We start from the raw sequence: 17,362 nt of genomic DNA on the forward strand, positions 1-17,362 counted from the left end.
TTTCAATTCCGAATAATGAGCTCAGAAAAAAAGTCAGTGTTGATTCTTGGTGGTGGCCTTGCAGGTCTGACTGCCGCCAAACGTTTAACCGATAACGGGTTTCAGGTAAAGGTACTTGAAAAAAGAACGATCTTCGGAGGGAAAGTATCGGCATGGAAAGATGATGAGGGTGACTGGATCGAATCAGGAACCCACTGTTTTTTCGGTGCCTACAGTGTACTCTACGATCTTATGAAAGAGATCAAAACCGCTCATGCTGTTGTCTGGAAAGAGCACCAGCTCACCTATACCCTTGAGGGAGGAAAGCGCTTTACCTTTCATACCTGGGATCTTCCCAGTCCATTGCATCTTCTGCCTGCGATTGTCAAAAATGGCTATTTTACTTTTGGCGAAATGGTGGCGTTTGCGAAATCTCTGATTCCTCTCGCACTGAAAAAAGAGAAGTATCCTCCAACACAGGATCATCTGACCTTTACCGAATGGGCAAAAGAGAAAAAATTTGGCAATCGACTTCTTGAGAAGATGTTTCGTCCGATGGCTCTTGCCCTGAAGTTTATTCCGCCCGAAGAGATTTCTGCCAAGATTATCCTTGATGTTACCGAGACTTTTTACCGCATTCCTGATGCCTCCCGAATGGGCTTTCTCAAAGGATCTCCCCAAGAATATCTGACACAGCCCCTTATTGACTACTCGGAATCGAGGGGAGCAATTTTCAAGAATGGAACAGTTGTCGATGAGTTGCTTTTCGATGGCGCTGAAATTAATGGCGTTCAGCTTCGCAATGGCGAGATTCTGACAGCCGATTACTACCTTTGCGCACTGCCGATTCATAATCTGAAAAGGGTTTTGCCTGATAATCTCAAACGCCATGACCCGTTTTTTGGTGATCTTGACAAGCTTGAAGGGGTTCCTGTGATTTCTGTCCAGATCTGGTACGACCGTGAAATTACCTCTGCCGATAATGTGCTTTTCTCTCCTGATGGAGTCATTCCTGTTTATGCCAACCTTGCCCGTACCACACCTGAATACACAACACTCAGAGGAGAACCCTTCAAGGGCAAAACCCGTTTCGAGTTCTGTGTAGCTCCGGCAAAAGATCTTATTGCACTCTCAAAGGAGGAGATTATCCGCCTTGTTGACTTGAGTGTCAGAAATTGCTATCCAGAAACGTCACACGGCGCAAAAATTCTGAAGTCAACAGTAGTCAAAATTCCCCAATCGGTCTATGCGCCACTACCTTTCATGGAGCAGTACCGTCCCACACAGAAAACACCGATCCGAAACCTTTTTCTTGCAGGCGGATTTTCTCAGCAACTCTATTACGACTCTATGGGTGGTGCCGTGATGAGTGCAAATCTTGCTGTGGATGGGATTGTGAAAGATGCCAGGTTGAGAGAGGGTTAGCCAGATTGCTTTTCTTTCCCGAGGTACCCAAAGAGCACTTAAACATACGATAAAATGCATTTATATAGATCGTTTCAGTCATCAATGACTTGATGTCGCCCTCCTCCTAAAACTCGGGATTGACGCATACTGTCACGGTTTAATCATCATTTGTGCGTGGCAGTGACAAGGTAAAAATTGTGCCACCTTCTGCTGGCGTAGTGAAGGCGAGAGTTCCCTTGTGTGTGACGACAATAATATCCCAGGAAATGCTTAAGCCCAGTCCGGTACCATTTCGTGAGTTTTTGGTGGTAAAAAAAGGGTTGAAAATATCTTTTTGGATTGCTTCAGGGATGCCAGGACCATCATCTGCAATTGAACAGTAAACATTGCTGCTGTCGAACCATGTTTGAATGGTGATGGTTCCGTTTGCATGTCGTTTCTGGGACTGTATGGCGTGGACACTGTTGATAATCAGGTTGAGAAAGACCTGATTGATCTGTTCCGGATTGCAGGCGATAAGCGGTAACTCTCCAAGGGTGGTCTTAATATCTGCGCAAGAGCTGTATTCATGACGTGCGATGGTGAGGGTGTCGATGATCCCTTGATTGATGTCGAAAGGAATCTTCTTGTCTATTGCGTAGCGGTGCGACAAGTTTCTCATGCTGTTGATGACTGCGGTAATGCGTTCGAAGCCACGTTGGGACTCGACTATAATCTCGGGAATATCATCAATCAGCATCTCTACATTAAGCTCGGACTCTCTTTTGCGCAGTTTTTGTACGTCGAGTGGAGAGAGCGTTCCATCCTCAAATTTTTGGGTTACTATTTTGTACTCTGTCAGTATAATTCGCAAGTCAGAGGTAATCTCCCGAATATTTGCAAAATTGATAGCGATGAAATTCAGGGGATTGTTGATTTCATGAGCCATGCCAGCGGCAAGTTGGCCGACCATCTCCATTTTCTGTGATTGCTGAAGCTGCTGCTGAAGTTTTTCCCGTTCCTCTTCGGCAATTTTTTTTGCTACAATATCCCACGTCAGGTTGGCAAGTATAGTTACCCAGCGCACATCGTTCCCATCATATGGCTCGGGTTTGTTACCAACACCCATTGTAGCAACTATCCTGTCGTTCCGAATGACAGGAACCACCAGTTCACGTATGAGCTCTGTCTCGCATTCTTTTGCCATCCCCATGTAATGCTTGATTGCTGGCTCATAATTGTTCATCACTGCTCTTTGCTCTCGTATGGCATCAGCCCATATTCCAGACTTATCCAACGGTATATGCTTTCTCTTTTCTTTTCCTGGGCAGATCACTTTTTCGGTATTGGTTGAGACTGACTGCAGAGAAAGTGACATCTGATCTTTTGCTACAAAAAAAGCAAATCCAATCCTGCTTTGGGTTATTTGTTCAGCCTCGTCGAGAGTTGTCTGCAGTAATTGCTCCACCGATGAGCATTCAGCCATCTGGAGAATGCGAAGCCGGAATGTCAGGAGAAATTCGTAGTACTTGCGTTCGGTGACTTCATCGAACATCGAAACGAAATATCCTTTTTGCGGGCAGTATACGGAAACGTCAAACCATTTTTTCAAATGTTCAATATAGATTTCAAACCGATCAGGAATTCCTGTTTCGGCTACCCGAAAATGTTTTTCGAGAAACTTCGACTGAGTCTTGTTGATGTCCGGAAAAATCTCGGATATTTTTTTTCCAATAACATTTTTCAAACCGGTTATGGTCTCATAACCAGTGTTAACCTCTTGATGGATAAAATCGATCGCAGCTCTCTTTTCGTAAATGACTTTGCCATAAACGTAACCATTTCGCATGTAATCGATGAGATTTCTGTGTGAGGTTTTGTAGTCCAATACCGTGTTGTCGTGCAAAGGGAGTGCTGCCTTTTGTTTTTTCTGAATTATTGCGTCAAGCGATTTTTTTCGCGCTTGCTGGCACTTTTCAGTCGCCGGAAACTCATCAGAAACTATTTTCTTGTTTTTCATGGACAATTATTAACAACAGGTCAGCCATTGGGAAGCAAAAACAGTGCACTGGATGAGCAGCAATTCGAGGCAGACCCGTAGAATCGTTTCGTCTGCTGCTTTTCTGATAGGCTACAATTCCGCCTGGTCTGCCGGGAGGAAGCGGAATCGCCATTTTCCGACAACAAGACCCTCCGGTAAATGTCAACAAAAAGTCATTCTGCAGGATGAAGTTGAAGAGTGATTTTTTGCTTAACCAATAAAAAAATTCACGTCGTTTCTAATATATTAATATTTTACGTTTAAATGGGTAGTTATAAATTCTAAGCGAGTGCTTTTCAAATTGCCGTTATTTATTCTAATTTTTGGAGTTAAAGCTGAATGCGGCGGCAGGTTCATAATAAAAACAACGTAACATTGAAAGTTATAGCAGTTAACGGGAGTCCTCGCAAAGAGGGGAATACCTATCATGCACTGATGGGAGTTGGTCGGCAGTTACAGGAAAACGGTATTGCTTTTGAAATCCTTCATATTGGCAATCAGGCTGTAAGAGGTTGTCTGGCTTGCGGAACATGCGCTAAAAACAGGGATGAAAAATGTACCATTACGACGGATCCATTGAATGAATGGATTCAGCAACTGAAGGCTGCTGACGGTATTATCCTTGCCTCCCCGGTCTATTATGCAGGTATTGCCGGTACCATGAAATGTTTTCTTGACAGGGCATTCTATGTAGCCGGAGCCAATGGCGGCTTGTTCCGCCAGAAAGTGGCAGCCGCAGTTGTGGCTGTTCGTCGTACTGGAGGATCATCCACCTTCGACAGCCTGAACCATTATCTGACCTATGCAGAAATGATTCTTGCAACTTCAAACTATTGGAATATTACCCACGGAAGAGCTCCTGGTGAAGTGTTGCAGGATGGCGAAGGTGTCCAGATTATGGATGTACTTGGACGAAATATGGCCTGGTTGCTCAAAATGCGTGAGCAGACAAAAGTACTGCTTCCCGGTCCGGAACCAGTCAAAAAGGTTTTCACGAGCTTTATCCGATAACCGCCGATTTCGAGCTTGAAAATTGTCTTTACTTTTCTGTGGAAATTCTTATCTTCAATCCCCTGATTCGATTCAGTGAATTGTCAGCAGGCCCTTGTAGCTCAGTGGATAGAGTACTAGTTTCCGAAACTATTGGTCGGCAGTTCGAATCTGCCCAAGGGCACAGGAGAATAAGAGATTTCGGGGTGTGGCTCAGTTGGTAGAGTGCTGCGTTCGGGACGCAGAGGTCGTGGGTTCGAGTCCCGCCACCCCGACACAAGAGTAGTTCCATGGCGTTCCATAGTGTCCGCAAGCCCCTGTACAAGCAGGGGTTTTTGCTTTTCCGTTGTTCGCTTTCATGCTGTATTGTTCGTTATAATCCGCTTGTTTTTGGTAAGCTTTGAAGAGTTATTCCTGTAAACGACGTTAATGCCTTCAAAAAGTCAGGACGAAGCGTCTTGAGGAGAGCAGAAGGATGATGCAAGCTTGGGCCAGACTATCTGGACAAGATAAAGTTGTAACGTGCATGTATCGGAAATTTGCACAAAGGGCGTATCTTAACGAAGTGCATCAAATTACCATTTCATTCAACAGAGGGTAGATCATGACGACCAAAACAAAACGGCAACAAGTCACCTTCAAGATTCCAAAAGAGACCAATGACCGCCTTACTGCTCTTGCCGTAGCGACCAGACGGACGAAAACGTTTGTCCTGGAGGAGGCTGTTTCAGCTTACCTGAACTATAACGAGTGGCAGATTCAAAGCATTCAGAGGGGATTGGAAGATATGAAAGCTGGTCGAGTAACCCCTATTGAAGATGTTATTGCTGAATTGGAGGCAGAGCTTGAAAATTGTCCTGACTAAGGAGGCGAAGGATTCTCTTCGTGAGATAGAGTCCTATATTGGCCAGACCAGCAAAAGAGCAGCCCAGCAAACTATCATCACCATTTTGAATAAGATCACCAGGCAGTTGCCTGCACATCCTCAGAGCGCAAAGCCTGGCATATTAACTGATACCAGGGAACTCTACTTCTCTGATGTACCATACTGCGTTATCTACACTTCGGATAACAAGACGATTACTGTACTGTCAATATTCCACACAGCGCAGAGCCGGTGAAACCGTGTTTCCAGGCCAGTTCTGTTGGCGGAGGTCTTTTTTGGCTTTCGATATCACGTCGGTAGGCGAGTTGCGCAGCTCATTGGCCTGAACAAGCCCTTCACTCTGCACCGAGAGCGAACTGGTACGAAGACGGTAGAACGCCTTATCGGCCCGATTCTGCTGAGCCCTAATCTCCGGGTTCAGGCGCGGCGTTTCCCGAACATTGTACGCCTTGGAACAAACTTTCGGGGGTAGCCACACGGGCAAATCCATCTTCATCGGCAAAGGTGTGTCATGCGGCGACAACGCGTTCGATGTGTTCATCCGTCAAAAAGCTCTGCGTCCGTTCGCAGGTCACTTCGTTGATGGCGTTGATGAAAAGCACCTTGTTTGCAGCATGGTCTCCGCATGGTAAAAGTCAGTTGCCGAGCGTATACCAGAGCAGGAAGAGCGATGAGACGGTCATCATCAGAAATGTTGCAATACCAAAAAAATTGGACCAGCCGTTGTTGGTATATTTTCCCATGATTTTTTTATTGTTGCAGATGTGCAGAATCAGGGCAATAAGTACCGGTGCGGTTACTCCATAAAGTACAGCGGTGTATATCAAAGCCTGGATAGGGCTTATACCGATGAAATGAATGAGCAGACCAATAACGAGAGAGAGTCCCATTGTCAGGTAAAATCCAGGCGCCTCGTAGTATTTTTTGTCAAATCCTTCATTCCAGCCAAATGTTTCTGCAATCATATAGCTCAATGATCCGGCAAGCACCGGAATGGCAAGAAATCCTGTACCAATGACTCCGAGTGCAAAGAGGAGATAGGCCTGGTCTCCGGCAAGAGGACGCAGTGCCCGTGCAGCCTCTTCTACAGTATTGACATGATGAATGCCAGCGTTGAACAAGACCGTTCCTGCCGCCAGAATGATGAAGTAAAAGACCACATTGGTAAAGAGCATCCCTCCCTTCACATCAGCTTCCATGTTGTCCATATTTCTTTTGTCTACAATCAGCCGCTTTTCATGTCGTTCTTCAACCTCCATGGATGCTTGCCAGAAAAAAAGATATGGTGAAATGGTGGTGCCAAGAATGCCAACCAGCGCCATAAAATAGGCCTTGTCGGGTGTAACTGTTGGCAAAACGGTATCCTTGAGTACCTGGGGCCAGTTGACATCAATGAGAAAGGGTATCAGGATGTAGCTGAACAGGGTGAGGCAGAGCCATTTCAGGATAAGGGCTATTTTATGGTATGACCAGAAAATGACACTGTAGAGAATCAGCATTGTGAACAGGAGCGAGAAAAAAAAACCAGGTATAGCAGGGAAGAGAAGATTGCCAACAGCTCCCATCCCGGCAATGTCGGCACCGATATTGAGGGTAATGGAGGGAAAACTGATGAAAAGAATGGCATAGAGGAAATATTTTGGATAATAGCGCTTTATGGCGCCGGTAAGGCCGTGGTTGGTAACCAGTCCGATACGTGCACACATCTCCTGGATGGAGACCATCAATGGATAGGTTACAAGGGCGCTCCAAAGTAACTGCGACCCAAATGCTGCTCCTGCCTGGGTGTAGGTTGCAATACCTGAAGGATCATCGTCACTTGCTCCGGTAATCAGGCCCGGACCAAGCTTTCCCCAGAACCGTTGTATCAGGCCCTCTTTTTTTGCTTTTGGTTTCATCTTCATAAGCTCATTTGCAGAATTGAAACAGTTCGGTTGACCCGTATTCGGAAAATATCAAAAACCCTTGCCTATATTCTAAACGGGTGCATTTTCGTCTACAAGTGACAGCCTCTTTCCAGGGATAATGATCGCATCTGATTGCTGGCAATGAAAACCGAAGGATTTGATGATTTCCAATCTTGCTCTGATTCTGACCAACCGCTCCTGGAGCCGGACTTTTTTTCTGCCATGCGCTTGACCAATGGAGTTGTCTTTCCGGTGGTTGCCGGTGCACTCCTTTTTTTGGGGATTGTCCTTTATGTTCCTTTTTTTGTTCATCTTTTCAGATTTTCTGCCTTACATTCCCTTTATCTTTTTCTGTGTATTGTTGCTGGTATCGGGAGTGTGCCCTGTTTTGAAGCGGTGAAGTGGTTTGTCGCATCCAGATTATCGAGGAAACGCATGTGATTTTGTCCGCAACAAAAATCGGTTTTCTGTTATTTGAAAAGGAGCCATTGATCACTTGAACTGCATTTTTTCTGTTTCCAGTTCCAAAGAAATAACTGGCAGCCTTGATTTTTCTTGCGAAATATGTCGAAAAGAGGGATCTCCTCTCAGCAAGGCTATGTTTCGTAATAGTGTGGAATGGACAGTGAAAAATATCTCAGACAATCACAAGCATAACGCCAGATCATGATAAATTTTTCTTGTTCTTTTCGTTACGAGGTAAGCTGAAAAAATCCATTGCCTCGGATTGCAGGCGCAATGTTATTTTTGTAATCATTTTAATTCAAAAATAATGAGGGAGTTTCTCAAAAACGGAAATGGACTGGAACGTACTGATGAATGGCAAAAAAATTGCTGGATCAATATTGAATGTCCTGATGAAAATGACAAAGATTATGTAATCAATGAACTGAAACTGCCACTCTCTTTTTATTGTGATATTGAGGATATAGATGAACGGCCACGTATTGAAATTGAGGATGGGTGGTACTTTATTCTGCTGCGAATTCCTTATAAAACCAATGATACTGATTTGCCCTTCACCACGATTCCTCTCGGTGTTATCTTTAATAAAGATTTGATTTTATCAATTTGTTTTTTCAAGACCGATCTGATACAGGACTTTATTGAGCATACAAAACGAAAGAATATTGTTGTTGAGAATAATTTTGATCTTCTTCTCAAGTTACTGCTCTCTTCAAGCATCTGGTTTTTGAAATATTTAAAACAGATTAACCAGCAAATCAAAAATGCTGAAAGCAAGCTTGACAAATCTATTAAAAATGAAGATCTCCAGACATTGTTGCAGATTGAAAAATGTCTTGTCTATTTTTTAACCTCTCTCAAGGGAAACGATATTTTACTGCATAGAATAAAAAATATCAAATCTAAAAGGGATGAATTTGATCTTGACCTGATAGAGGACGTTGAGGTTGAGTTAAAGCAGGCGCAGGAGATAACCAATATCTATAGCGACATTCTGAGCGGTATGATGGATGCTTATGCTTCGGTTATTTCCAATAATCTTAATGTTGTGATGAAGCGTTTGACCTCAATATCTATTATCCTGATGATCCCGACCTTGATTGCCAGCTTGTATGGCATGAATGTTCCCAATGCACTGGAAAACTCTCCTTATGGATTCTGGGCCATTCTTCTTTTTTCCTTTTTGCTTTCAACATCAGGAGTTCTGTTTTTTAAAAGCCGAAATTGGCTTTAAGGCATAATACGGCTCTTCAGGAGCAGTGGCAGGTGGTCGGAGTAGCCTCCGGTATATTTTCTTTTTTCAAATGTTGCATAGGGCTTGTTGCCAGTGGCATCGAGAAGCCGGAAAAAAGAGAAGCAACGGAATGCGTTTTGTGGGGCATAAAGTCCAAGCTCATCAAACATTCCTGCACTCAGAAGAATCTGGTCGATCTGTTGCCAACGGTTTTTGTACGAGTAACTTCCGATCCCCTCATAGCCGCTCCAGCAGTTGTAAAGAAATTTTTTACCGTTTGTTTTGAGCCTGGCGGCATCAAATGTCGAACCGAGCCCCTCTCTCAAGGATCGGTTGCCTGGTTCATCGTTAAAGTCTCCCATGATGATAACATCCGCTTTTGGTTTGCTGAGAAGCAGGCTATCGAGAATGTGACGGGCAACGCTGGCGGCTGCAACTCTTTTGGGTTCAGTCCAGTGGGTGTCGAAAGAGCGTGATGGCCAGTGGTTCAGAATGAGGTGAAAGGGGTGGCCCTCACTTAAAAATTCAGCAACGATGATTTTGCGAGTTGCCCTCTCTGCGCTCGCAACGCTGTAGGCTTTCGATGCTTTTGCCTGTACGGTTTGTGGATTGAAGGCGAGTCCGATATCGATACCTCTTGGATCGGAAGAGTTGTGATAAATGGTTTTATAGCCGATATCCGGAATCCCGGAGAGTGTTTTCTCGAACACCTCTCGGTTTTCTACCTCTGCAAAAGCCAAAAGATCAGGATATGCATTGTAGTCGGGGTGTGCTTTCACTGCTGAAAGGAGGTGGCGGATGCGCATCTGTTTCAGGATGAGTTTTTTTTCTGTCCAGTGCAGCTTTCCTTCCGGGGTAAAATCATCGTCGTTGGTTATCGGGTCATTGCGCGTATCGAATAAATTTTCAACGTTCCACCACAGAAAGAGTACGCTTTTTCCGGCTTTTGGATTTCCTGCCGCAGGTTGGGATATCCATGATACGGCACAGAAAAAAAGAAAAACGTAACAGAGTATTTTTCGCATAACCTCTTTCGCTGGAATTTTTTTTCTTTACCATAATGATTATGTAACTTAATCGGGATTTTCCAGTTGTCCATATTTTTTTATTCTCCAACGATCCGGGAAGCATTATGACCCAGAAGAGTGATGTCAAGGAACAAGCTAAAGATATCCTCGAGGAGACTCTTGACAGGGAGGCGGTTATTGTTTTGGCAAGGATATCGGAAGAGATGAAGCTCCTCTTTCAGGCCCATCCGGAACCAGCAATGGCTAAGGTCAAGGAGATTGTGACTGGTTTTTTTCTGGAAAACGGGAAATCGGAACAGTTTATTGACGATTGGATCCATACCTCCGAAGAGTACAGCAGGGCAAGGGGGCTTGGAGAACAGCACCAGCCGAAAGCGATGTTGTCAGATTTGGGAGTATTCAGATTTATGAGCTTTCTGAGAGATAAGGGATTGACCGACGATCAGATTTCTATTGTTTTGACAGGTGCGGTGCAACAGGCAGCTTCCGAGCAGGCGAGTCAGTAAAAGGGTTATTTCGATGTATGCGATATTAACGGCTGTTATTTTCGACAGTTAATCACAAAATAATTACATTTATACATGAAAAAGACGACACAACTCTACGAAGGCAAGGCTAAAAAGGTATTTTTGACGGATGATGCTGATCTGGTGATACAGGAGTTCAAGGATGATGCTACAGCGTTCAATAACAAGAAAAAGGGGAGTATTGCCGAGAAAGGTGTGGTGAACAATGCTATTTCAAGCAAGCTCTTTACGTTGCTTGAAGCGCAGGGTATTCGCACTCACTTTGTTGAAAAACTCTCTGATCGCGATATGCTTTGCCGTTACCTCGATATCATCAAGGTGGAGGTTGTTGTGCGCAATATTGCCGCAGGGTCGCTGGTAAAGCGGTATGGGTTCAGTGAAGGAACGGTGCTGGCAATGCCTATTGTTGAGTTCTATCTGAAGGATGATGATCTTGATGATCCGCTGATGAATGAGGCCCATGCTGTGGCGCTTGGTGTTGCAACGCTTGAGGAACTTGCTTTTCTTAAAAATCGGGCGGAAGCTATCAATGTTCTGCTCAAAGCGTTTTTTGCAGAAAGAAAGTTGAAGCTTGTCGATTTCAAACTTGAATTCGGTCGGCACAACAACGAGATATTGCTTGGTGATGAGATTAGTCCGGATACCTGTCGCTTCTGGGATCTTGAGACGAACGAAAAAATGGATAAGGATCGTTTTCGTTTTGATCTGGGCGGGGTTGAAGATGCATACAGCGAAGTGCAGAAAAGAGTTCTTGATCTTGACTGAGGCCAATACAACAGAGGAGGGGATTTGTTATGCTTGAAGCTGTGATTGTCTGGCTGCAGCATGCAGATCCTTTTGCTGTCTATGTTTTTCTGTTTTTTATCGCTTTTCTTGAAAATGTTGTACCGCCTATACCCGGAGATCTTCCCATCGCATTTATCGGGTATTTGATCTATAAAAGCGGGATAACATTTGCAGGAGCTCTCTTTTCAGCTTCTTTTGGTTCGACAGCAGGGTTTATGCTGGTCTACATGCTCAGTCGGCATCTCGGTCTGAAATTATATGCTGAGGGTGAGAGCACTGTGCAGCACCGTTTGTCAAAAAGTGTTCATCGCTTTTTCCCTCCTTCGGAAATGGTTTTGCTTCGCAGGAAATTTGCCACTCATGGTTATCTTGCCGTGCTGGTAAACCGTTTTCTCTTCGGTTCAAGGGCAGTTATTTCGGTTATGGCTGGATTGATGCATCTTAAGACGCCATTTGTTCTTCTGGCTTCCCTTACAAGCGCTTTTGTCTGGAATGTTCTTTTGCTTTATAGTGGCTTTCTACTTGGAAGCAACTGGAAGGATATCGGCAGTTATGCAGCTCTGTACAGTATTCCGGTATCGATTATTTTTGTTGGAGTGCTTTCTTTTTCAGTATGGAAGTTTTTCCGGGAAAGAAAGCAGAAACATGGTTGAGTTTTTTTGTTATTTATCACCGGCAAATTAACTTGCAGCTTTTTTTTATTTATTCACAAGCATTTTGTTGATCTACCATGGCAAAAGAGTTAAAACTGTATCCTGCTGAAAAGAAAGGTGAGCTTCTTGAGCTTGCTTCAATTGACGATCTCAAGGAAATGGCCCGTCAGGTCCGTCGGGACGTTGTCAGAATGCTTGCTATGGCCAATTCTGGCCATACGGGTGGTTCACTCGGCATGGCCGATGTCTTTACTGCGCTCTATTTTCGGGTACTTCAGCATAAGCCACATGAGTTTTGGCAATATCAGGATGGAGACATGGTGTTTCTTTCCAATGGCCATATTGCGCCAGTCTGGTATAGCGTGCTTGCCCGTTCAGGTTATTTTCCCCTTGGTGAACTGAACTCTCTGCGGAAGATTAACTCTTATCTTCAAGGTCATCCAACTTCTGAAGCGAGGCTTCCAGGTATCAGAATTGCTTCCGGATCTCTTGGACAAGGCCTTTCATCTGCAGTTGGCGCTGCTCTCGGTCTTCGTATTGATGGAAGTGATAATGATGTTTTCTGTCTGATGGGGGATGGTGAGTGCCAGGAAGGACAGATATGGGAGGCTGCCATGAGTGCATCTCATTACAAGCTTGCCAATATCATTGGTATTGTCGATCACAACAATTTGCAGATTGACGGAGAGGTTACTTCCATCATGAATGTTGAGCCTTTTGCAGATAAGTGGCGTTCCTTCGGGTGGGATGTCTACCATTGTGATGGTAATGATATGGAAGATGTTGTCTGCACAGTTGAAAAGATCAAGGCGAGTGATAATCGCTACAGGCCTTCAGTAGTTCTTGCTACAACGATCATGGGAAAAGGTGTTCACTTTTTTGAGGGGAGTATGCCAGATAAATCGAATTGGCATGGAAAACCTCCATCGAAAGATGATGCCGTCAAAGCTCTTGCCATCCTTGGTGAGACTCGTTTCGGTGATTTTTAGGCCGAAGTAATTTCGTGCAGATTCTGGGGGGTACATATAAAGGACGGAAAATCAGGAGCTCATCGTCGCTCGCTATCCGTCCTTGCAGCAGCAGAGTGAAGAAGTCGCTTTTTGATATGCTCACGGCAAGGATGGATTTTGAAGGTGTTTCAGTTCTGGATTTGTTTGCGGGTTTTGGTTCTCTGGGTTTTGAAGCGTTGAGTCGTGGGGCTCAGTCGGTCTGCTTTGTCGACCAGCATGTTGATGCTCTGAAGGCAATGAAGGCAACCGCTCTTCAGTTAGCGCTTCACGATCGGGTTAAAATTGTCAATTCGGACGTTTTGGCATTTCTTGGCCGTACGACCGGGCAGTTTGATCTTCTCTTTTGTGATCCTCCCTATTCCTGGCCTGATTATGAACGGTTGATAGAAAAGATGTTCGCAAGTACTCTTCTCTCTCAGGATGGTCTGGTGCTGATGGAGCATAGTGCCCATCTTGATTTTAGTCACTCGCCCTTTTACTCGTTTCACCGCGATTACGGCATGACGAGAGTTACTTTTTTTCAGCATTGATTTTGTTCAGCAAATGAAACAGAAAGCTATTTATCCAGGAACGTTCGATCCTTTTACCAACGGCCATCTTGATGTGCTTGAACGTGCCTTGAATATTTTTGAGGAGGTTATAGTCGTCATTGCCGAGAATTGCCAGAAACATGCACTCTTTACCATTGAAGAGCGAGAGGCGATGACCAGGGAGGTGACCTGCGATTATCCCGGCGTAACCGTTGAAGTGTTGCACAGGGGACTTCTTGCCGATTATGCGCGTCAGGTCGGAGCGAGAGCTATTGTCAGAGGGGTCAGGCAGGTTAAGGATTTTGAGTACGAGTTTCAGATGTCGCTTCTTAACCGTCAACTCTATCCAGAGGTGACTACGGTTTTTCTGATGCCGAATGTTAAATATACCTACGTGGCTTCATCTATCATCAAGGAGGTTGCCATGTTGGGCGGCGATGTCAGCAAATTTGTGCATCCTTGCGTTCTGGAGATGATGCATCAAAAACGTGAAGAACAGAACTGAAAAAAATATAATAAACCATTTATATATGTCGAAAACAGTTATTCCGGAAGAACAATATCTCACCCGCAGGGTGCTCAGCATGCAGGAATCGCAGACCATGCGAATCAGCAATCTGGCCAATAAAATGAAAGCTGAAGGTCGTGATATCGTCAGTCTTTCAGCCGGTGAGCCGGATTTCCCTACCCCAGCCCACGTCAACCAGGCTGGTATCGATGCCATTAATGCCGGGTTTACCCGTTATACAGCAAATTCAGGTATTGCTGATTTGAAAAAGGCCATTGTAGAAAAGTTCAGACGCGATAATGGTCTGGAGTTTCAGGAAAATCAGATTATCGTCAGCAATGGAGGAAAGCAGACTCTTGCAAACACCTTTCTTGCTCTTTGCGAAGAGGGTGATGAGGTGATTGTTCCGGCACCTTACTGGGTCAGTTTTCCTGAAATGGTTCGTCTTGCAGGCGGCATTCCAGTGATTATTCACACGACTCTGGAAGAGGAATACAAAATGACACCCGCTCAGCTTGATGCGGCCATTACCCCAAAAACGAAGATCGTTGTGTTGAATTCTCCTTCGAATCCAACAGGGGCAGTTTATACAGAAGCTGAAGTACGAGCCTTGATGAAAGTTGTTGAAGGACGTGGTATTTTTGTCGTTTCCGACGAAATGTACGATATGATCGTCTATGGTGATGTTCGTCCCTTCTCTCCAGCAAGGATTCCGGAGATGAAAGAGTGGGTCATTGTGAGTAACGGAGTATCGAAAACCTATGCCATGACGGGATGGAGAATTGGTTACCTTGCAGGCCCCAAATGGCTTATCGATGCCTGTGACAAGATACAGTCGCAGACCACCTCAAATCCTAATGCTATAGCCCAGAAAGCTGCCGTTGCGGCCCTTACAGGAGATCAGGGAATTGTTGAAGAGCGTCGAGCAGAGTTTGAAAAGAGGCGCGATTATATGTATGAGGCTCTCAATAGTATACCTGGATTCAAGACGGCTCTTCCTCAGGGTGCGTTTTATATTTTTCCCGATATCAGTGGTTTGCTCGGTCAGACATTTGATGGCGTTGTTATGAAAGACTCGGCAGATGTTGCCGAATATCTCCTGAAGGTCCATCACGTTGCAACTGTACCGGGGGATGCGTTCGGCGCACCGGAAAACCTTCGCATGTCCTATGCTGCGTCGATTGCTTCACTGGAAGAGGCGATAAATCGTATCAGGAGAGCTTTTAAATAGGGTGTCGATGCTGAAAGTCCGTCGCAGTCGACTGTATACCTTGTGGTTTGGCTGGTATTCACGGCGCCAGTTCAGAAGGTATTTTAATTCGGTACGTGTTTTTATGCAATCCGGAGTGCAGGAGATGGAGCATGGTATTCCGGTTGTATTTTATGCAAATCACTCCTGCTGGTGGGATGGTTTCTGGTCGCAACTCTGTACGGAAGAATTATTTCATCAGAATCTGCATATCATTATCGAATTTAAGCAGTTGCAGAAACATCGCTTCTTTACCCGTATAGGAGCTTTTTCTCTTGACCGTTCCCATCCGAGAAGTGCGATCCAGACGATTCATTATGCTGCTGAATTGCTGACCGCAAAAAGCGAAAGACAGAATGCCTTGTGGATTTTCCCTCAGGGCAGGATAGAGTCTATCGACAAACGCCCCCTTTTCTTTTTTAAAGGGACAGCTTCGATTGTTTCTCGCGTTCTTGAAACTATTCCAGGGATTTACCTGGTTTCAGTTGTCAGCCGGATTGAATACCTCGAAGAGCAAAAACCTGAGCTGTTTTTGTCTTTCAGGGAACCGCTTCAGATTACCCCTACCGAGTTTTTAGGACCGGATGCTCTTACGGCCTACATGCAGAGGATGACTGAGACCCATCTTGACGAACTTAAGGAGAAGATTATCAACCGGACATTTGATGATGCGCATCTTCTTGTCAGGGGAAAGCCATCCATAAACAGAAGGATTGAAGCGATCAGGCTGTTTTTGCATCTGGATAAAAGAGAGAAGAGTTAACCTGTATTTCTGATATAGCTAAAAAGAAGATAAATTTGCCTACCTTGAGGACAGCAAAGAGAATGGCTGGCAGAGGAGAGGTTTTCTGTACATCAAAGCACCTTATTTAACGTCCTTAATTTACTTAAGTTGTAATTATATAAGAATATATGCGGGTTTATGGTTTCCTGCATTCCAAATTAACCGGTTATGAGCAATGTCATATGTAGTTGTCTTTTAGGTGATAATACCAATGTAAGGCTGCGGCTTTCACAATTGCTGCACAGTGAGATGGAATCTATTTATGGGCCAGTTTCTGATGATGCTTCCGACGATATATGTGAAGTTGAGTTGCAGGGTTGCAGAAGGGAGTTTTTCATCAACAACACAGGAGTTCCTTTCAGTATCGGGTTGCAGGTCATTATCGAATCAGACGGTGGTTATGATTTTGGTATTGTTTATTCAACTGGTCAGATAGCGCGCAAAAAGCTTCAGCTCAAAGGGCTGGATAAGAATGGCCAGGAGTGGACTGCAGTGTTGCGGATTGCTGACGAGAGTGACAAACTGGCAATTCTTGATTTGAAAAAACGGCAATCGGAGATACGGGAGGTCTGTCTCAACAAAATTAAAAAGCACGAACTTGATCTGAAACTGGTTGATGTTGAATTGCGTATGGATCAACAGAAACTGTCGGTCTACTATACCTCTTCACATCGGGTTGATTTCAGGACACTTGTTCGTGATCTTGCCGGAGAGTTCAAGGCAAGAATCCAGATGGTGCAGATAACCACACGAGAGGAAGCAAGGAGAGCGAATGCTTTTGGGCCATGCGGTTGCCTTCTCTGTTGCTCGAGCTGGCTGCCTAAAATCCATGCCAACCCCTTTGCTGAAAAGTCGCAATACACCGAAGCAGCAGGCAACGAGAGCCATGCTTTCAATATTACCGGATTATGTAATCGTCCCAAATGCTGTCTTGGGTATTCAAAACATGAAAAAGGCTGCCGCTCTCAGTCGAACGGCAACTCATCGCTCCCCCTTGCAGGAAGCAAGGTCATCACGCCTGAGGGTCCGGCTGTTGTAGAAAGTGTTGATGCTCAGAAAAAACTTGTCTGGCTTCGCTATCTCAAGAACGATCAGACACGCAGATTCCCTATTAACAAGTTCAACGCCCTGTTTGTAAAAAAATAATTACTCGTTTTTAGTCTCAAAGTTAGGGATGACTTACCAGTGACGTATGGTGGCGCTCCTTCACCGGGAACTTCACCTCACCGGACTTCATATTGTGACCGCACTCCGGACAAAAGTGGTAATCGAACATATACCGCCAGTTATTGCCACATTCAGGGCATACAATATCAAGGGGATAACCGCATTTCATACAAAATTTTTCGTCTCCCCCCGTCACGTTCTGACATTTCGGACACCTAAAAGCGCTCATTTT

23 protein-coding genes and 2 tRNA genes are annotated in these 17,362 nt (G+C 44.7%); 19 read left to right on the plus strand and 6 right to left on the minus strand.

Translation table 11 applies throughout. From position 1 onward, the window contains the following. The first annotated feature begins 15 nt into the window (after positions 1-15). A complete protein-coding gene (locus AC56AD_RS05900) occupies positions 16-1,404 on the plus strand; it encodes an FAD-dependent oxidoreductase (protein ID WP_012507943.1) in 1,389 nt (462 codons plus the stop codon). A gap of 139 nt (positions 1,405-1,543) precedes the next feature. On the opposite strand, the gene AC56AD_RS05905 is transcribed toward AC56AD_RS05900, so the two are convergent. Further along, positions 1,544-3,385 carry an ATP-binding protein gene (locus AC56AD_RS05905; RefSeq protein ID WP_012507944.1) on the minus strand — a complete coding sequence of 614 codons (1,842 nt, stop codon included), beginning with the start codon at positions 3,383-3,385 and terminating at the stop codon, positions 1,544-1,546. 52 nt (positions 3,386-3,437) lie between these two features. Here AC56AD_RS05905 and AC56AD_RS05910 point away from each other — a divergent pair, with 52 nt between their 5' ends. The 6 genes from AC56AD_RS05910 (at position 3,438) to AC56AD_RS05935 (ending at position 5,517) form a co-directional block, all read left to right on the plus strand. Further along, complete coding sequence (locus AC56AD_RS05910; protein ID WP_190274030.1) at positions 3,438-3,608, plus strand: hypothetical protein; 171 nt, start codon at positions 3,438-3,440, stop codon at positions 3,606-3,608. Between the two features lie 173 nt (positions 3,609-3,781). Next, positions 3,782-4,417 (plus strand): flavodoxin family protein, encoded by a 636-nt coding sequence (locus AC56AD_RS05915; protein WP_041526727.1) that lies wholly within the window; start codon positions 3,782-3,784, stop codon positions 4,415-4,417. A 90-nt stretch (positions 4,418-4,507) separates the two neighbouring features. Beyond that, positions 4,508-4,580 (plus strand) — tRNA-Arg (locus AC56AD_RS05920). A gap of 18 nt (positions 4,581-4,598) precedes the next feature. Beyond that, a tRNA-Pro gene (locus tag AC56AD_RS05925) sits at positions 4,599-4,671 on the plus strand. 329 nt (positions 4,672-5,000) lie between these two features. Beyond that, the gene (locus tag AC56AD_RS05930; RefSeq protein ID WP_012507946.1) at positions 5,001-5,261 is read left to right on the plus strand and encodes a CopG family ribbon-helix-helix protein; all 261 of its coding nucleotides are present in this window, start codon (positions 5,001-5,003) and stop codon (positions 5,259-5,261) included. Then, positions 5,215-5,517 (plus strand): type II toxin-antitoxin system RelE/ParE family toxin, encoded by a 303-nt coding sequence (locus AC56AD_RS05935; protein WP_083765310.1) that lies wholly within the window; start codon positions 5,215-5,217, stop codon positions 5,515-5,517. Before AC56AD_RS05930 ends, AC56AD_RS05935 begins: the two co-directional genes overlap by 47 nt. Here the strand turns inward: AC56AD_RS05935 and AC56AD_RS05940 are convergent. Next, complete coding sequence (locus AC56AD_RS05940; RefSeq protein WP_150085611.1) at positions 5,488-5,772, minus strand: hypothetical protein; 285 nt, start codon at positions 5,770-5,772, stop codon at positions 5,488-5,490. The two genes, AC56AD_RS05935 and AC56AD_RS05940, sit on opposite strands and share 30 nt — an antisense overlap. Here AC56AD_RS05940 and AC56AD_RS05945 point away from each other — a divergent pair. Beyond that, positions 5,732-5,914: a hypothetical protein gene (locus AC56AD_RS05945; RefSeq protein ID WP_190274031.1), complete on the plus strand. Its 183-nt coding sequence runs from the start codon at positions 5,732-5,734 to the stop codon at positions 5,912-5,914. The two genes, AC56AD_RS05940 and AC56AD_RS05945, sit on opposite strands and share 41 nt — an antisense overlap. A 3-nt stretch (positions 5,915-5,917) precedes the next feature. On the opposite strand, the gene AC56AD_RS05950 is transcribed toward AC56AD_RS05945, so the two are convergent. Both AC56AD_RS05950 and AC56AD_RS05955 read right to left on the minus strand, forming a co-directional pair. Beyond that, positions 5,918-7,180, minus strand: coding sequence for an NRAMP family divalent metal transporter (locus tag AC56AD_RS05950; protein ID WP_012507948.1), 1,263 nt, complete (start codon positions 7,178-7,180; stop codon positions 5,918-5,920). Positions 7,181-7,258: 78 nt separating this feature from the next. After that, a complete protein-coding gene (locus AC56AD_RS05955) occupies positions 7,259-7,501 on the minus strand; it encodes a hypothetical protein (RefSeq protein ID WP_223294052.1) in 243 nt (80 codons plus the stop codon). Between AC56AD_RS05955 and AC56AD_RS05960 the strand changes: the two genes are divergently transcribed. After that, positions 7,412-7,630 carry a cation transporting ATPase C-terminal domain-containing protein gene (locus AC56AD_RS05960; protein WP_223294021.1) on the plus strand — a complete coding sequence of 73 codons (219 nt, stop codon included), beginning with the start codon at positions 7,412-7,414 and terminating at the stop codon, positions 7,628-7,630. The two genes, AC56AD_RS05955 and AC56AD_RS05960, sit on opposite strands and share 90 nt — an antisense overlap. Before the next feature lie 331 nt (positions 7,631-7,961). Next, positions 7,962-8,888 carry a magnesium transporter CorA family protein gene (locus tag AC56AD_RS05965; protein ID WP_012507950.1) on the plus strand — a complete coding sequence of 309 codons (927 nt, stop codon included), beginning with the start codon at positions 7,962-7,964 and terminating at the stop codon, positions 8,886-8,888. Here AC56AD_RS05965 and AC56AD_RS05970 read toward each other — a convergent pair. Further along, positions 8,885-9,913: an endonuclease/exonuclease/phosphatase family protein gene (locus tag AC56AD_RS05970; protein ID WP_012507951.1), complete on the minus strand. Its 1,029-nt coding sequence runs from the start codon at positions 9,911-9,913 to the stop codon at positions 8,885-8,887. The genes AC56AD_RS05965 and AC56AD_RS05970 overlap by 4 nt on opposite strands. A 107-nt stretch (positions 9,914-10,020) precedes the next feature. Here AC56AD_RS05970 and AC56AD_RS05975 point away from each other — a divergent pair, with 107 nt between their 5' ends. The 9 genes from AC56AD_RS05975 (at position 10,021) to AC56AD_RS06015 (ending at position 17,109) form a co-directional block, all read left to right on the plus strand. Next, on the plus strand, positions 10,021-10,422 hold the full coding sequence (locus tag AC56AD_RS05975) for a hypothetical protein (RefSeq protein WP_012507952.1): 402 nt from the start codon (positions 10,021-10,023) through the stop codon (positions 10,420-10,422). A 75-nt stretch (positions 10,423-10,497) separates the two neighbouring features. After that, entirely contained in the window at positions 10,498-11,208 is a 711-nt protein-coding gene (purC, locus tag AC56AD_RS05980; protein WP_012507953.1) for a phosphoribosylaminoimidazolesuccinocarboxamide synthase, read from the plus strand. A gap of 29 nt (positions 11,209-11,237) precedes the next feature. Continuing rightward, a complete protein-coding gene (locus tag AC56AD_RS05985) occupies positions 11,238-11,882 on the plus strand; it encodes a DedA family protein (RefSeq protein WP_012507954.1) in 645 nt (214 codons plus the stop codon). Positions 11,883-11,959: 77 nt separating this feature from the next. Beyond that, positions 11,960-12,871 carry a transketolase gene (locus AC56AD_RS05990; protein ID WP_012507955.1) on the plus strand — a complete coding sequence of 304 codons (912 nt, stop codon included), beginning with the start codon at positions 11,960-11,962 and terminating at the stop codon, positions 12,869-12,871. 14 nt (positions 12,872-12,885) lie between these two features. Continuing rightward, positions 12,886-13,422 (plus strand): 16S rRNA (guanine(966)-N(2))-methyltransferase RsmD, encoded by a 537-nt coding sequence (gene rsmD / locus AC56AD_RS05995; RefSeq protein ID WP_012507956.1) that lies wholly within the window; start codon positions 12,886-12,888, stop codon positions 13,420-13,422. A 13-nt stretch (positions 13,423-13,435) separates the two neighbouring features. Beyond that, positions 13,436-13,927, plus strand: coding sequence for a pantetheine-phosphate adenylyltransferase (gene coaD, locus AC56AD_RS06000; RefSeq protein ID WP_012507957.1), 492 nt, complete (start codon positions 13,436-13,438; stop codon positions 13,925-13,927). Positions 13,928-13,952: 25 nt separating this feature from the next. Then, entirely contained in the window at positions 13,953-15,161 is a 1,209-nt protein-coding gene (locus AC56AD_RS06005; RefSeq protein ID WP_012507958.1) for a pyridoxal phosphate-dependent aminotransferase, read from the plus strand. A gap of 7 nt (positions 15,162-15,168) precedes the next feature. Then, complete coding sequence (locus tag AC56AD_RS06010) at positions 15,169-15,942, plus strand: lysophospholipid acyltransferase family protein (protein ID WP_012507959.1); 774 nt, start codon at positions 15,169-15,171, stop codon at positions 15,940-15,942. 189 nt (positions 15,943-16,131) lie between these two features. Then, positions 16,132-17,109 carry a PSP1 domain-containing protein gene (locus AC56AD_RS06015; RefSeq protein WP_012507960.1) on the plus strand — a complete coding sequence of 326 codons (978 nt, stop codon included), beginning with the start codon at positions 16,132-16,134 and terminating at the stop codon, positions 17,107-17,109. A gap of 22 nt (positions 17,110-17,131) precedes the next feature. On the opposite strand, the gene AC56AD_RS06020 is transcribed toward AC56AD_RS06015, so the two are convergent. After that, entirely contained in the window at positions 17,132-17,359 is a 228-nt protein-coding gene (locus AC56AD_RS06020; RefSeq protein ID WP_083765311.1) for a double zinc ribbon domain-containing protein, read from the minus strand. Between the last annotated feature and the right edge of the window lie 3 nt (positions 17,360-17,362).

The sequence above is a fragment of the Pelodictyon clathratiforme genome (genome assembly GCF_982375515.1).

Coding starts and splice junctions, on each gene's coding strand:
- AC56AD_RS05990 (WP_012507955.1), top strand. CDS start 11,960: ATGGCAAAAGAGTTAAAACTGTATCCTGCTGAAAAGAAAGGTGAGCTT.
- purC (WP_012507953.1), top strand. CDS start 10,498: ATGAAAAAGACGACACAACTCTACGAAGGCAAGGCTAAAAAGGTATTT.
- coaD (WP_012507957.1), top strand. CDS start 13,436: ATGAAACAGAAAGCTATTTATCCAGGAACGTTCGATCCTTTTACCAAC.
- AC56AD_RS06005 (WP_012507958.1), top strand. CDS start 13,953: ATGTCGAAAACAGTTATTCCGGAAGAACAATATCTCACCCGCAGGGTG.
- AC56AD_RS05970 (WP_012507951.1), bottom strand. CDS start 9,913: ATGCGAAAAATACTCTGTTACGTTTTTCTTTTTTTCTGTGCCGTATCA.
- AC56AD_RS05910 (WP_190274030.1), top strand. CDS start 3,438: ATGAGCAGCAATTCGAGGCAGACCCGTAGAATCGTTTCGTCTGCTGCT.
- AC56AD_RS05900 (WP_012507943.1), top strand. CDS start 16: ATGAGCTCAGAAAAAAAGTCAGTGTTGATTCTTGGTGGTGGCCTTGCA.
- AC56AD_RS05950 (WP_012507948.1), bottom strand. CDS start 7,180: ATGAAACCAAAAGCAAAAAAAGAGGGCCTGATACAACGGTTCTGGGGA.
- AC56AD_RS06010 (WP_012507959.1), top strand. CDS start 15,169: ATGCTGAAAGTCCGTCGCAGTCGACTGTATACCTTGTGGTTTGGCTGG.
- AC56AD_RS06015 (WP_012507960.1), top strand. CDS start 16,132: ATGAGCAATGTCATATGTAGTTGTCTTTTAGGTGATAATACCAATGTA.
- AC56AD_RS05985 (WP_012507954.1), top strand. CDS start 11,238: ATGCTTGAAGCTGTGATTGTCTGGCTGCAGCATGCAGATCCTTTTGCT.
- AC56AD_RS05965 (WP_012507950.1), top strand. CDS start 7,962: ATGAGGGAGTTTCTCAAAAACGGAAATGGACTGGAACGTACTGATGAA.
- AC56AD_RS05935 (WP_083765310.1), top strand. CDS start 5,215: ATGTTATTGCTGAATTGGAGGCAGAGCTTGAAAATTGTCCTGACTAAG.
- AC56AD_RS05960 (WP_223294021.1), top strand. CDS start 7,412: ATGCGCTTGACCAATGGAGTTGTCTTTCCGGTGGTTGCCGGTGCACTC.
- AC56AD_RS05930 (WP_012507946.1), top strand. CDS start 5,001: ATGACGACCAAAACAAAACGGCAACAAGTCACCTTCAAGATTCCAAAA.
- AC56AD_RS05905 (WP_012507944.1), bottom strand. CDS start 3,385: ATGAAAAACAAGAAAATAGTTTCTGATGAGTTTCCGGCGACTGAAAAG.
- AC56AD_RS05955 (WP_223294052.1), bottom strand. CDS start 7,501: ATGAACAAAAAAAGGAACATAAAGGACAATCCCCAAAAAAAGGAGTGC.
- AC56AD_RS05940 (WP_150085611.1), bottom strand. CDS start 5,772: ATGGATTTGCCCGTGTGGCTACCCCCGAAAGTTTGTTCCAAGGCGTAC.
- AC56AD_RS05975 (WP_012507952.1), top strand. CDS start 10,021: ATGACCCAGAAGAGTGATGTCAAGGAACAAGCTAAAGATATCCTCGAG.
- AC56AD_RS06020 (WP_083765311.1), bottom strand. CDS start 17,359: ATGAGCGCTTTTAGGTGTCCGAAATGTCAGAACGTGACGGGGGGAGAC.